Source organism: Aestuariirhabdus litorea, assembly GCF_003864255.1.
GTDB classification, from domain to species: domain Bacteria; phylum Pseudomonadota; class Gammaproteobacteria; order Pseudomonadales; family Aestuariirhabdaceae; genus Aestuariirhabdus; species Aestuariirhabdus litorea.
This window is the reverse complement of record NZ_QWEZ01000001.1, coordinates 281,844-295,576: the sequence shown is the minus strand read 5'-3', so window position 1 is coordinate 295,576 and position 13,733 is coordinate 281,844. Positions and strand designations below refer to the sequence as shown.

13 protein-coding genes are annotated in these 13,733 nt (G+C 63.5%); 7 read left to right on the top strand and 6 right to left on the bottom strand.

The annotated features are described in order from the left end of the window. Window positions 1–14 precede the first annotated feature (14 nt). The 3 genes from D0544_RS01420 to leuA form a co-directional block, all read right to left on the bottom strand. Window positions 15–1,055, bottom strand: a complete 1,041-nt coding sequence (locus D0544_RS01420) for a succinylglutamate desuccinylase/aspartoacylase family protein (protein WP_243647219.1) — start codon at window positions 1,053–1,055, stop codon at window positions 15–17. A 5-nt stretch (window positions 1,056–1,060) separates the two neighbouring features. Continuing rightward, window positions 1,061–1,966 (bottom strand): 30S ribosomal protein S6--L-glutamate ligase, encoded by a 906-nt coding sequence (gene rimK / locus D0544_RS01415; RefSeq protein ID WP_125014132.1) that lies wholly within the window; start codon window positions 1,964–1,966, stop codon window positions 1,061–1,063. A 137-nt stretch (window positions 1,967–2,103) separates the two neighbouring features. After that, a complete protein-coding gene (gene leuA / locus D0544_RS01410; RefSeq protein WP_125014130.1) occupies window positions 2,104–3,777 on the bottom strand; it encodes a 2-isopropylmalate synthase in 1,674 nt (557 codons plus the stop codon). Window positions 3,778–4,131: 354 nt separating this feature from the next. On the opposite strand from leuA, the gene D0544_RS01405 reads away from it, so the two are divergent. The 4 genes from D0544_RS01405 to D0544_RS01390 all read left to right on the top strand — a co-directional run bounded on the left by D0544_RS01405 (window position 4,132) and on the right by D0544_RS01390 (window position 8,043). Then, window positions 4,132–5,106: an ABC transporter substrate-binding protein gene (locus D0544_RS01405; RefSeq protein ID WP_243647218.1), complete on the top strand. Its 975-nt coding sequence runs from the start codon at window positions 4,132–4,134 to the stop codon at window positions 5,104–5,106. Window positions 5,107–5,148: 42 nt separating this feature from the next. Beyond that, window positions 5,149–6,048 (top strand): ABC transporter permease, encoded by a 900-nt coding sequence (locus tag D0544_RS01400; protein ID WP_207905738.1) that lies wholly within the window; start codon window positions 5,149–5,151, stop codon window positions 6,046–6,048. Then, entirely contained in the window at window positions 6,045–6,839 is a 795-nt protein-coding gene (locus D0544_RS01395) for an ABC transporter ATP-binding protein (protein WP_125014128.1), read from the top strand. Before D0544_RS01400 ends, D0544_RS01395 begins: the two co-directional genes overlap by 4 nt. 130 nt (window positions 6,840–6,969) lie before the next feature. Next, a complete protein-coding gene (locus tag D0544_RS01390) occupies window positions 6,970–8,043 on the top strand; it encodes a patatin-like phospholipase family protein (protein ID WP_125014126.1) in 1,074 nt (357 codons plus the stop codon). Window positions 8,044–8,067: 24 nt separating this feature from the next. On the opposite strand, the gene D0544_RS01385 is transcribed toward D0544_RS01390, so the two are convergent. Beyond that, window positions 8,068–8,646: a lysophospholipid acyltransferase family protein gene (locus tag D0544_RS01385; protein ID WP_125014124.1), complete on the bottom strand. Its 579-nt coding sequence runs from the start codon at window positions 8,644–8,646 to the stop codon at window positions 8,068–8,070. Between the two features lie 289 nt (window positions 8,647–8,935). Here D0544_RS01385 and D0544_RS01380 point away from each other — a divergent pair, with 289 nt between their 5' ends. Further along, on the top strand, window positions 8,936–10,741 hold the full coding sequence (locus D0544_RS01380; RefSeq protein WP_125014122.1) for an acyl-CoA dehydrogenase: 1,806 nt from the start codon (window positions 8,936–8,938) through the stop codon (window positions 10,739–10,741). A 73-nt stretch (window positions 10,742–10,814) separates the two neighbouring features. Here the strand turns inward: D0544_RS01380 and D0544_RS01375 are convergent, their stop codons facing one another. Further along, on the bottom strand, window positions 10,815–11,414 hold the full coding sequence (locus tag D0544_RS01375; protein WP_125014120.1) for a glutathione S-transferase: 600 nt from the start codon (window positions 11,412–11,414) through the stop codon (window positions 10,815–10,817). Window positions 11,415–11,649: 235 nt separating this feature from the next. On the opposite strand from D0544_RS01375, the gene D0544_RS01370 reads away from it, so the two are divergent. Together D0544_RS01370 and D0544_RS01365 are read left to right on the top strand one after the other, a co-directional pair. After that, on the top strand, window positions 11,650–12,882 hold the full coding sequence (locus tag D0544_RS01370) for an NAD(P)/FAD-dependent oxidoreductase (protein WP_125014118.1): 1,233 nt from the start codon (window positions 11,650–11,652) through the stop codon (window positions 12,880–12,882). 19 nt (window positions 12,883–12,901) lie between these two features. Then, entirely contained in the window at window positions 12,902–13,222 is a 321-nt protein-coding gene (locus tag D0544_RS01365; protein WP_125014116.1) for a 2Fe-2S iron-sulfur cluster-binding protein, read from the top strand. A gap of 87 nt (window positions 13,223–13,309) precedes the next feature. Here D0544_RS01365 and D0544_RS01360 read toward each other — a convergent pair whose 3' ends face one another. Then, the gene (locus D0544_RS01360) at window positions 13,310–13,726 is read right to left on the bottom strand and encodes an MAPEG family protein (RefSeq protein WP_125014114.1); all 417 of its coding nucleotides are present in this window, start codon (window positions 13,724–13,726) and stop codon (window positions 13,310–13,312) included. Window positions 13,727–13,733 lie beyond the last annotated feature (7 nt).

Sequence of the window (13,733 nt, the reverse complement as noted above, 5' to 3'; positions counted from 1 at the left end):
CACCTGACCCGGCATTAAGCAGGGAGTTCACCCAGCGGATAGGACTCATCCTCGGGAATCAGCTCGTCCTGCATCATCTCCAGACTCTCGATCACCTCGTCCGGCTTCTTGAAGTAGGCGATGTGGTACATCGCTTCCCCCTCCTGCACCAGGGGGATATTCTGTTTGCCGATGATAATGCCGTCGTATTTGGTCACCACCTTGTTCAGCACCTCACCATAGGGGTCCTTGATCACCGCCAGCTCATCTCCCTTGCTGACGTAATCCCCCAGCTGCTTCAGATGGGTAATAAATCCACTCTCCGAGGCGCGAACCCAGGCACTCTGGCGCGCCTCGAAGGGCTCGGGTTGTCCGCTTTTGCGCCCCCTGGCCAGCATCCCCAGATGGCGCATCACATTGATCACCCCCCGGTAACCCGCCCGGATCGAGAGTTCATCAAAGCGCAACGCCTCACCCGCTTCGTAGAGCAATACCCGAACCCCCAACTCCGAGGCACTTTCACGCAGCGAGCCGTCGCGAAGGTTGGAGTTGATCATCACCGGTACGCCAAAGGCGCGGGCCATCGCACGGGTTTCCTCGTCATCCAGGTTAGCTCGAATCTGCGGCAGGTTGCTGCGATGGATAGCCCCGGTATGGAGGTCGATGCCGTAGTCACACTTGGTGACGATCTCCTTGAGAAACAGGTTGGCCACCCGGCCGGCAAAGGAGCCCCGCATGGAACCAGGGAAGGAGCGGTTAAGGTCGCGGCGGTCGGGAAAGTAACGGCTCTGCCCCAGCACCCCGTACACGTTCACAATCGGCACGGCAATCAGGGTGCCGCGCAGGTTGTTGATCGATTTACTTTTTAGCAATCGACCGATCACCTCTACCCCGTTGAGCTCATCACCATGGATGGCGGCGCTGACAAAGAGGGTAGGGCCGGCACGCTTTCCCCGCTTCACGTACACCGGAATCCCCATACTGGTATCGGTGTACAAACGGACGGTTGGCAGCTCCAGCTGTTTACTCTCTCCCGGTTTTATCTCAAACCCGGCAATCTCCAGCCTCTCTGCCACGGAGATTACCCCTTACCCCGGGTTCGCGTACGGTGCGGCTTGGCGTTCTTGGAAATGAAATCGTATACCATCCCGGCGATGTTCTTGCCGGTCGCGTTTTCAATCCCCTCCAGCCCGGGCGAGGAGTTCACCTCCATTACCACCGGGCCGTTATTGGAGCGTAAGATATCCACCCCGCACATATTAAGACCCATGGTGCGTGCCGCATCCACGGCGGTTTTTCGCTCTGCCGGACTGAGGCGCACGATCTCCGCCTTGCCACCCCGGTGAAGATTTGAGCGAAACTCACCTTCAGCCGCCTGGCGTTTCATGGCCGCCACCACCTTGTCGCCGATCACCAGGCAACGGATGTCAGCACCGCCGGCCTCCTTGATGTACTCCTGCACAAGTATGTTGGCTTTAAGCCCCATAAAGGCCTCAATGATGCTTTCAGCGGCTTTCTTGGTTTCCGCCAGCACCACACCGATCCCCTGGGTTCCTTCCAGCAACTTGATGACCACCGGCGCACCGCCCACATTTTTCAGCAGGTCATCAATTTTGTCGGGGTGGTGGGCAAAGCCGGTGCGCGGCAGCCCAATCCCCTTGCGCGACAATAGCTGAAGTGAACGCAGCTTGTCGCGGGAGCGGCTGATGGCTACCGACTCGTTGATGCTGAAAGTGCCCATCATCTCAAACTGGCGCACAACCGCCGCCCCATAAAAGGTGACAGATGCTCCTATTCTTGGAATCACGGCATCGTACTTGGGAAGCGCCTGGCCATAGTAGCGAACAGAAGGCTTGCTGCTGGTGATGTCCATATAACAGTGCATGGTATCGATGATATCGACCTCATGTCCGAGCGCCTCACCCGCTTCCTTCAAGCGTCGGGTAGAGTAGAGTTTGGGGTTGCGGGAAAGAATGGCAATTTTCATTTAACTATCCTGTTGCGCTCTATTGAGCTGAATCAATAAAGTATATGACAACTTACCCAGCGCCGTTAGCCTTTTGCGGAGCCCCGGCCAGGCAATAAAAAAGGCGCCTCTCAAGGCACCTTTTCACCACCCGGTCGCTAGGCTGCGCGGGGTTGGGCCGCGGCAGGAGAGCGATTAAGGGCACTGAGTATCGCACTCAGTGAGGCATTCACGATATCTTCGCTGATGCCCACACCGCACACCCGCTCGCCATTGACCGAGAGCAGCACGTAGGCAATGGCCTTGGCGTCCTCCCCCTGACCGATGGCGTGCTCGCTGTATTCCACCACACCGATACGGTGATCACTCTGGGCCTGCAAGGCCTGCACAAAGGCATCGACCACACCACCGCCTGCGGCGGAAATGCTCACCGGTTCACCACCAATACTGACCTCGGCCACCAGGCTGTCCTGCTTATCGCGCCGGGTCACCTGATAGCCCTCCAGATGGTAGGGCAATTTGCAGGAGACGTAGGTCTGTTTGAACAGTTTCCAGATGGCGGTGGGCGACAGCTCGGTCGCCTCCTGCTCCGCCTGCCGCTGCACCGCCTGGCTGAAGTCGATCTGCATCCAGCGCGGAAGCTGCAAGCCATATTCGCGATCCAGTACATAGGCTACCCCGCCCTTGCCGGACTGGCTGTTGATGCGGATCACCTCCTGGTAGGAGCGCCCGAGGTCGGCGGGGTCGATCGGCAGATAGGCCACCTGCCAGTAATCGCCAGGGTTATAGCTGGAAAGGCACTTGTTGATCGCATCCTGGTGGCTACCGGAAAAAGCGGTAAATACCAGCTCCCCCACATAGGGGTGGCGGGGATGGATCGGCAGCTGGGTACACTCCTTATAGGTGCGGGTGATACGGTCCATATCCCCCAGCTGCAGGCAGGGGTCAACCCCCTGGCTGTAGAGGTTCATCGCCATGGTAACGATGTCCATGTTGCCGGTGCGCTCACCATTACCCATCAAGGTGCCTTCAACCCGGTCGGCGCCGGCCATCACCGCCAGCTCCGCCGCCGCCACCCCACAGCCGCGGTCGTTATGGGTATGGACACTGATCAGCAGGGCCTCACGACGCGCCACCCGGCGGCAGAACCATTCGATCTGGTCGGCGTAGACGTTGGGGGTCGACATCTCCACCGTCGCCGGCAGGTTGATGATCGCCGGACGCTGGGCCGTCGGTTGCCACACCTCGGTGACCGCATCCACCACCTCAACTGCATACTCCAGCTCGGTGCCGGTAAAGCTTTCCGGCGAATACTGGAAGGTCCAGTGGGTGTCGGGATAACGGGCAGCGTACTCGGACAGCAGCTTCGCTCCCTTGACGGCGATCTGCTTGATGCCATCGGTATCCAGCCCGAACACCTGCTCACGCTGCACCCTTGAGGTGGAGTTATAGAGGTGCACGATGGCGCTCTTGACCCCCACCAGCGATTCGAAAGTGCGCTTGATCAGCGGCTCGCGGGCCTGGGTCAGCACCTGCACGGTGACATCATCGGGGATCAGCCGCTCATCCACCAGCAGGCGCAGGAAGTCAAAGTCGGGCTGCGAAGCGGCAGGAAAACCCACCTCGATCTCTTTGAACCCGATATCCACCAGCAGCAGGAACAGGCGTTTCTTCTGCTCCACGCTCATGGGCTCCATCAGCGCCTGGTTACCGTCCCGCAGGTCCACGCTGCACCAGCGGGGGGCACGATCGATAACCCGATCGGGCCATTGGCGGTCCGTCAACTTGACGGGGGGAAAGGGTTGGTACTTACGGTGATCGAAGGCCGTCATGGCAGGTCTCGCTCTGTCTATCGAAAACCCCGCCAGCGGGGCGGGGGTCAGTCATGTGAATAGGGGGGTGCGGCAACGGGCTGAGCGGTTCAGGACAACCCGAGGCACCGGACAATGAAAAACATTATAACCAACACGGCGCGCATTTTAATTGCTTATTAGCCAACCACACAGATCAATCAGCAACAATAAACCAACCATAAACCTAAAAAAGCAATGTATCACCCCTTCCAGCTGCCCCCGACATCCCTCCCTACAGCGCCGCTCGCCCGGGCCACAGGGGCTCACTTTTTCCCGGCCGAGCAACTGTGCTAGGGTAGCCGCATAACGACAACCACACACCGGAATGTACCCATGATGACCCCGATCAAGAGATCCCTGCTGACCCTCGCCTCCAGCGCCCTGCTGACCCTGGCCGCCACCGGCCTGCAGGCCGCCGACAAACACCTGGCGATCACCCAGATTGTTGAGCACCCCGCCCTCGACGCCGTTCGCCAGGGGGTTCAGGACGAGCTGGCCGAGCGTGGCTACAGCGTGGGTACCAATCTCAAGTGGAGCTACGAAAGCGCCCAGGGCAGCCCCGCCACCGCCGCTCAGATCGCCAAGAAGTTTGCCGGCGAGTCACCCGATGTAATCGTCGCCATCGCCACCCCCTCCGCCCAGGCCGCGGCGGCCTCGGCCCGCGGCATCCCACTGGTGTTCACCGCCGTCACCGACCCGGTAGGCGCCAAGCTGGTGAAGGGGCTGGACCAGCCCGGACGCTTTATCACCGGCATGACCGATATGTCCCCCATCAACAAGCACATGGCCCTGGTCAAGGCGGTGGTACCCGGTGCCCAGCGGCTCGGGGTGATCTACAACCCCGGAGAGGCCAACTCCGTCTCCCTGGTGACCCTGGTGAACGAGGAGGCCCCCAAGCAGGGGATGAGTGTGGTCGAGGCTGCCGCCACCAAATCCTCTGACGTACAGACCGCTGCCCGCTCCCTGGTCGGCAAGGTAGACGCCATCTACCTGCCCACCGACAACACCGTGATCTCCGCCCTTGAGGCGATCATCAAGGTGGCGGAGCAGAACCGGATCCCGGTCATCACCGGCGATACCGACTCGGTCGCCCGCGGTGCGGTGGCGGCTCAGGGCTTCAATTACTACGAAGTGGGACGCCAGACCGGCATCATGGTGGCGCGCATTCTCAAGGGCGAAAGCCCCGCCGATATGCCGGTTGAGGGGGTGGAGCGGGTGGAGCTGTTTGTGAACCCCGGTGCCGCCCAGCGCATGGGGATCACCCTCGACAGCGCCCTGGTCGACAGCGCCAAATCCGTTGTCGAGTAACCGGCATCCCTAACGCTACCCCGCCAGATTAAAGGACCCGCCGTGAGCTTAATTGCCTTTATGGGCGCCATCGAGACCGGACTGCTGTTCGGTCTCGTTGCTTTGGGCGTCTACATCTCCTTCCGCATCCTCGACTTTCCCGACCTCACCGTCGATGGCAGCTTCCCCCTCGGGGCCGCACTCAGCGCCAGCGCCATCGTCGCCGGGATCAACCCCTGGCTGGCCACCGCCCTGGCGATTGGTGGCGGTGCGCTGGCCGGTGCCCTCACCGCCTGGCTCAACGTACGCCTGAAGATCCTCCACCTGCTGGCCTCCATCCTGGTGATGATCGCCCCCTACTCGGTCAACCTGCGCATCATGGGCAAACCCAACGTGGCCCTGCTGGGGGAGACCACCCTGCTGACACCGGTAGAGAACTGGGCCATGCCCTACTACTTCAGCATCCCGCTGGCCTTCGCCCTCCTGCTGGTGGTCATCATGGGGCTGCTGTGCCTGTTCCTGAAATCGGAGATCGGCCTGTCGATGCGGGCCACCGGCTCTAACAGCCGCATGGCCCGCGCCCAGGGGATCGCCACCGGCTGGATGACCATTCTCGGTATGGCCCTGGCCAATGCCCTGGTGGCCCTGGCCGGCGCCCTCTTTGCCCAGAGCCAGGGCAGCGCCGACGTCACCATGGGGGTGGGGGTGATTGTAATCGGCCTGGCCGCGGTCATTGGCGGGGAGGCGATCATGTCGACCCGCACCGTGGTGCTGGCGGTGATCGCCTGCGTGCTGGGGGCGATCCTCTACCGGCTGGCGATCGCCTTCGCCCTCAACGCCGACTTTATCGGCCTCAAGGCCCAGGACCTGAACCTGATCACCGCCCTGCTGGTGACCGTTGCCATCGTGCTCCCGGGGCTCAGGAAAAGCTGGTTCGGCAAGCGACAGGGGGCCAACCCATGATCCAGCTGGACGACATCCGCGTCACCTTCAACCCCGGCACCCCGCTGGAAAACCCCGCCCTGCGCGGTCTCAGCCTGACCATTCCCGAGGGCCAGTTTGTCACCGTCATCGGCAGTAACGGGGCCGGCAAATCTACCCTCCTCAACGCCCTCTCCGGCGAGGTGATGATCGACAGCGGTGCGGTTCGTATCGACAACCGGGAGGTCACCCGCCTGGCCACCCACCAGCGTGCCGGCGATGTCGCCCGCGTGTTCCAGGACCCCATGGCGGGCACCTGCGAAAACCTCACCATTGAGGAGAATCTCTCCCTGGCGATGCGCCGCGGCCACCGTCGGGGGCTGCACCTGGCCAACCGTCGCGAATACCTGGAGCAGTTCCGTGCGCGCCTGTCCACCCTCGGTCTGGGTCTGGAAAACCGCCTGCAGGACCGTATGGGGCTGCTCTCCGGCGGCCAGCGCCAGGCGGTCAGCCTGCTGATGGCCACCCTGCAGCCGATGAAGATCCTGCTGCTCGACGAGCACACCGCCGCCCTCGACCCAAAAACCGCCGACTTTGTCCTGCGCCTGACCCGCGACATCATCGAGCAGCAGCAGCTGACCGCCCTCATGGTGACCCACAGCATGCGCCAGGCCCTGGATGTGGGCCAGCGCACGGTGATGCTGCACGAGGGGCAGATCGCCTTCGATATTGCAGGAAGCGAGCGCGAGGGGCTACAGGTAGCGGACCTGCTGGAGCTGTTCGCCCACAACAAGGGGGAGGAGCTGGCGGACGACAGCCTGTTGCTGGGCTAGGATCGCCCCTCACGGGCGGCGTGCCATAAGCGGGAGCTATGGCACGCCATCGCAGGCCTCGATAATCGGCCCGCCCGCCCCGCTCACTGTTACACTGCCCGCCACAAGGAAGCCACCCGAGAGTCGATCGATGTCCTCCCTACACCTGTATGCCGGCGACGGTGCCCGCCACTGGATTCGAGAGCGCGGCCTCAACCCGGCCGATATCCGCGCCATGATCGGTGCCTCCGGCGGCCCCAAGTGGCTGGTGTTGCGGGCAATTGACCGCTACCTGCTGTCACAGTTCTTTCCCCACAGCGAACAACCGGTGCAGCTGCTGGGCTCCTCCATCGGCAGCTGGCGCTTCGCCTGCTACGCCAGTGCCGACCCGCTGGCGGCCTTCGAACGCTTCGAGCAGGCCTACCTCGGCCAGCGCTATGAGCGCAAACCCACCCCCGCCGAGGTAAGCCAGGTGAGCCGTGACATCCTGCGGGCCCTGCTGGGTCCCGGGGGGGCGGAGTACGCCATCGAGCAGTCGCGCTTTCGCCTTAACATCATGGCGGTTCGGGGCCGGGGGCTGTGCGCCTCCGAGCGCAAACCGCTGCTGGCGGCCGGGGTCACCCTGGCGGCGCTGGGCAACCTGGCCAGCCGCCGCAGCCTGGGGCTCAGCTTCGAACGCGCCCTGTTCAGCGTCAATCCCACCACCACCCCCTTCGGGCAACTGCAGGACCTGCCCCACCGCATCTACCCCCTGACCCGGGACGATCTCGAGCCGGCCCTGATGGCCTCGGCTTCGATTCCGCTGGTGATGGCCGGGGTCAGGGGCTTTGCCGAGGCGCCCGCCGGTACCTACCGCGACGGCGGCGTAACCGATTACCACTTCGATATCCCCTTCGGCGAAGGGCCAGGCATTGTGCTTTACCCCCACTTCTCCCCGCGGGTGGCACCGGGCTGGTTCGACAAGGCCCTGCGCTGGCGCCAGCCGAGCCGCGACCACTACCGGGACGTACTCCTGGTCACCCCGAGCCCGGCGTTCATTGCCCGCCTGCCGGGGGGCAAGATCCCCGACCGCAACGATTTCGTGAAGCTGGATAACGACACCCGCATCGCGCGCTGGCAACAGGTACTGGAGATGACCCGCCAGCTGGCGGATGAGCTGCACGAGGCGCTGGAGGGGGGACGGCTCGCCGACCAGCTCAGGCCGCTGCCCTTCGCCCCCCGCTAAGCCCCCTCAACCCCGCGCTCCGACTCAGGCGTAGCGGTCGCTGTGCTTGCCGATCTTGTCGGCGTAGAACTGGCGAATCTCGGCGATATCCTTGTCGATATCACCACTGGGGTAGAAGGTGGGTCCAAAACCGCCGGTCTTGGTGGCGTAATCGAGAAAGCCCAGGGCGATCGGCACCCCGGCACCGCTGGCGATATGGTAGAAGCCGGTTTTCCACTGATCCACCCGCGAGCGGGTCCCCTCGGGGGGGATGGTGACCACCAGCTCATCAGTTTGGTTGAACGCCTCGACCACCTGCTCGACCACATTGTTGGCCTTGGAGCGGTCGATGGGGATCCCCCCCAGCCACTTCATGATCGGCCCGGCCGGGCCGCGAAACAGCGACGCCTTGCCCATCCAGAAGATCTTGAAGCCAAACAGGAAGGCGAGGCCGATGGTGAGGGGGAAATCCCAGTTGCTGGTGTGGGGCACCGCAATCAGCACAAACTTGCGCTCCTTCGGCGGTGCCCCCTTCAGCGTCCATCCGGTCAGTTTGAACAGGCACCAGGACAGACCCACACACAGGGGTCTCACCACGGGGGTGTCGTATACGGTAAATCTCATGATCCTGGCCCTCAGAACCGGGTGGGTGGGGGTAGCGCAGGGCTGGCCCGGAAAAGGCGCGCACTATAGCACGATAATAGTCCGCCCCGCTTAACCTCGGTTAAGTCTGGCCCCCATTTATTTCGCCCACCCGCGCCCCCTGAGACACGGCCGCCCGGCCCGAGCCCATTCACCAGTGTGATAAAGCACCATAACCCCTGCGGCGACCCAGCCCTGAGCCACCATGCTATAGTCGGCGCAACCCTATTTGCCGAGCCCCAGGGCTCCTGACGGCCACCCGGAGAGCGCCATGACCGACCAGCTAATCAACGACCGCGATATCGATTTCCTGCTCTATGAACTGCTCGACACCGAGCAGCTGTTGAGCCGCGAGCGCTACCAGGAGCATTCGCGGGAGGTGTTCAACGCCACCCTCGACACCGCCCGCACCATCGCCACCAAATACTTTGCCAACCACAACGCCAAGGGGGACGCCAATGAGCCCCGCTTCGATGGCGAGCGGGTGCACATGATCGAGGAGACCCAGGCCGCTTGGGACGCCTTCGCAGAGGCCGGTTTCCTGGCCGCCCACGCCGATTTTGACGAGGGGGGGCTGCAGATGCCGGAGATCATCCTGCGCAGCGCCATGGCCTACATCAGCGCCGCCAACGTCTCCAGCTCCGGCTACCCCTTCCTCACCATCGGCGCCGCCAACCTGATCCGTACCTTCGGCAGCGAGGAGCAGAAGGCGCTCTACCTGCCGCCGATGCAGGATGGGCGCTTTGCCGGCACCATGGCCCTCACCGAGCCGGGACAGGGGTCAGCGCTGGCGGACATCACCACCACCGCCCGCCCCCAGGCCGATGGCAGCTACCGTCTCTATGGCCAGAAGATGTTTATCTCCGGCGGTGACCAGTCGCTGACCGAGAACATCGTGCACATGGTGCTGGCCAAGATCGAAGGCGCGCCTGCCGGCGCCAAGGGGATTTCGCTGTTTATCTGCCCCAAGGTGCTGGTCAACGCCGACGGCAGCCTCGGCGCGCGCAACGACGTGGCCCTGGCCGGCCTGCTGCACAAGATGGGCTACCGCAACACCACCTCCACCGTCCTCAGCTTTGGCGAGCAGGAGGGGGCCCAGGCCTGGCTGGTGGGTGAACCTCACAAGGGGCTGGGCTACATGTTCCAGATGATGAACGAGGCCCGTATCGGGGTGGGGATGGGGGCCGCCATTCTCGGTTACCAGGGCTACAACCACTCCCTCGACTACGCCCGTAACCGGCCCCAGGGGCGCCTGCCCTCCAACCGGGACCCGTCCTCCAAACAGGTACCGATCATCCAGCACGCCGACGTGCGCCGCATGCTGCTGGCCCAGAAGGCTTACTGCGAGGGCTCCCTGGCGCTCTGCTTCTACGCCAGCGCCCTCTATGAGGACAGCCACACGGCCCCCACTGCCGAGGAGCGCGAGCAGGCCTTCGCCCTGCTCGACCTGCTGACCCCGATGGTGAAATCCTTCCCCTCCCGCTACGGCCTCAAGGCCAACGAGTTGGCCATCCAGGTGCTGGGGGGCTCCGGCTACACCCGCGAATACCCGCTGGAGCAGTACTACCGCGACAACCGCCTCAACCCGATCCATGAAGGCACCGAGGCGATCCACGGCCTCGACCTGCTGGGCCGCAAGGTACCGATGGCGCAGATGGCGGCCTACCGCCTGTTCACAGAAACCGCCCACCGCGACCTGGAGAGCGCCCGCGCCCACCCCGAGCTTGCCCCCCTGGCCGATGCCGTGGCCGAAGGGCTGACACTGCTCAACGAAACCACCGCCACCCTCCTTAGCCGCCTGGCCGCCGACCCGGACCGCACGTTGGCCAACGCCACCGTCTACCTGGATATGTTTGGACGCGTGCTGGTGGCCTGGATCTGGATCAAGCAGGCCCTGGTGGCGACCGGGGGGCTGGCCAACAGCCCGGCGGACAGTGACGATGCCCACTTCTACCAGGGCAAGCTGCAGGCCGCCCGCTACTTCATCAACTGGGAGCTGCCGGAGATCAAGCCCCAGGCCGAGCTGCTGCAGCGCTTTGCCCCGGAACCCTTCGAGATGCAGGACGCCTGGTTCTAGCCGCTGGCGGTGCCAAACAGCAGGGGGCTACGGCCCCCTTTTTTGTGGGTGCCAGGTGCGCCCCTATCCCCCCCTAACCGAAGGCGGTGCTGTCGAAGCTCGGGCGATGGGTGATCCCCTGGCGCCAGGCCTGCAGCCGGGGATAGCGCTCAGCGTCCAGTTGCTCCGGCAGTCGGAAGGCCAGGTAGTCGAGCGCCACTGCCAGCACAATGTCGCCGAGGCTGAGGCCATTCGCGCCGGAGTGACGGTCGATCTGCGACTCCAGCCGCGACAGGGTGCGCTCGATCGCCCGCGCCCTTCGCTGCCCCAGCTCCGATTCATCCGCCGCCTCCCCCTGGTATTTACGCGCAATGACGCTGTTAAAGGCCGCATCCATCAACCCCTGCCCCTGCCCCGCCAGCTGCAGGGTCGCCTCCCGCCCGGCGGGCATCGGCAGCGGAGCCGGGGCCAGGTCGTTGAGGTAGAGGGCGATCAGCAGCGACTCCGCCAGCGCCACCCCCTGATCGGTCACCAGGGTTGGGATGCGACCCAATGCATTGGCCTCGAGCAGGGCAGCATCATCGCTCCAGGGATCACACCAGCACAGCTCGACGCGCTCCTCAAGCCCCGTCTCCAGCAGCACAATGCGCACCATGCGGGCGTAGGGGGAGGTGGTATTGAGGTACAGTTTCATCGGGTCTCCTTGGGGCGTTGGGGCCGGAGCAATCACCGGCGCATGGGTTTGCCACAGGGTAACGCGCAGGAGAGCAGCCCATAAAACGATTTGTCGTCATAGCGGGCATCAGTGAGTGTGATGATTGGCGCATGCTCCGTACTAGCCCGCACCCATCTGGCCTCGCTATCGAATACCCGTTAGAGTTATTCGAAAAAGGGGGCAGAGCCCCCGCTAACCGATGCGGGACCGATCCATGCACAGCGACCACGCCATTATCATCGGCGCCAGCCACGCCGGCGCCCAGCTGGCCACCGCCCTGCGCCAGCAGGGGTGGGGCGGCGCCATCACTCTGATCGGCGATGAGCCCTCCCCCCCCTACCAGCGCCCGCCGCTCTCCAAGGAGTACCTGGCGGGCAAGCGCGATGCCGAGCACCTGCTGATCCGCCCGGCCGAGCTCTACGCCAAACACGATATCCAGCTCCGCACCGGCTGCCGGGTCATCGCCATCGACCGCGCCGCCCGTGAGGTTGAGCTCGGCAGTGGCGAACGCCTGGGTTACAGCAAGCTGGGCCTCTGCACCGGTGCGCGGGTACGCCCCATTGAGGTGCCCGGTGCCGGTCTGGAGGGGGTCTGCTACCTGCGCACCCGTGCCGATGTGGAGCGTATCCGCCAGCGGGTTACCCCCGGCGGCAAGGCGGTGATCGTGGGCGGCGGTTATATCGGCCTCGAAACCGCGGCCTCCTTGCGCCAGCTGGGGATGCAGGTGTGGGTACTGGAGATGATGGGGCGGGTACTGGCGCGGGTGACCGCCCCCCCGGTCTCCGACTTCTACCGTCGCTATCACGAGCAGCAGGGGGTCAACCTCGAGCTCAACTGCCAGGTGCAGGCCTTCGAGGGGGGCGCGCGAGTGGAGCGGGTGCAGTGCCTCGACGGACGCTGCTTCGACGCCGACCTGGTGGTGGTGGGGATCGGCGTCATCCCCAACCAGGAGCTGGCCAGTGAGACAGGACTGGAGGTTGCCAACGGCGTGGTGGTCGATGCCTGCGGCCAGACCAGCGACCCCGATATCGTCGCCCTGGGGGACTGCTGCCAGCAACCCAACCCCTACGCCGCCGCGCCGATCCGCCTGGAGTCGGTGCCCAGCGCCATGGAACAGGCCCGCTGCGCCGCCGCCACCCTCTGCGGCCACCCCACTCCCAACACCAGCCTGCCCTGGTTCTGGTCCGATCAGTACGACCTCAAGCTGCAGATCGCCGGCCTCAACAGCCACTACGACCAGGTGGTGCTGCGAGGCGACCCGGACAGCGCCAGCTTTGTTGCCTGGTACCTGAAACAGGGTAAACTGCTGGCGGCCGATTGTATCAACCGCCCCAAAGAGTTTATGGTAGCCAAACAGCTGATCGGCCGGGGGGGCGAAGTGGATGCAGAGCAGCTGGCCGACGAACAGGTCGCCCCCAAAGCACTGCTCGCCGATCCAACCCAATAAGACCTGACAGGGGAGAGAAATGCCGTTAGTACGATACATTACCGCCGAGGGTAACGAATACGAGGCCGAAGTGCCGGTGGGCAATACCATTATGCAGGGCGCCGTCGACAACATGATCGACGGCATCCTCGGGGAGTGCGGCGGTGCCGGTGCCTGCGCCACCTGCCACTGCTTTGTCGATACCGACTGGAGTGACAAGACCGGTGAGGCCGGCGACAGCGAGCAGGAGATGCTGGAGGCGATTCCCGGCGCTGACGAGCGCAGCCGCCTGAGCTGCCAGATCGAGGTCACCGCCGAACTCGACGGCGTCGTGGTGCACCTGCCCGCCGCCCAGTTCTGAGCCGCCAGGGCCTGTAACCAAAACCCCGCCCAGGCGGGGTTTTTTGTTGGTCGGGACACACACCCCGCTAGTTAAGCTGGATTACCCTCAGACCAATGCCTCAAACAGTGTGTAGCACCAATACACACCGATACCCATTTGAACGGCAAAAGTACTGAACCTCAGCGTGACCGCCAAGGGGCTGAGTGAGGCAAGATGAATTAAAGACTGGGCTATTCTTGCGCCCAGGAAGACATAAGCAAGTGGATCTGTAATGGAAGTATTGGAGGTAACCACCGCTACAAGCAGCAGCCCCCCAAAGACAGGTAGCCCTTCGATGCAGTTGGCATGCGCGCGAGCCAACCTTTGCATAAACGGCGACAGATTGGAGTTTTCTGGATTAAAGCCGTTTGGAGCTATCTCTTTGGCAAGCACCATCTTTGATCGTATGGACTCCATAAGTACGAGTAAGAAGAGGCTCCACCCAATAAACCCTAACAATGCAATGACGGTTGGTGAGTTCATGGCTTAT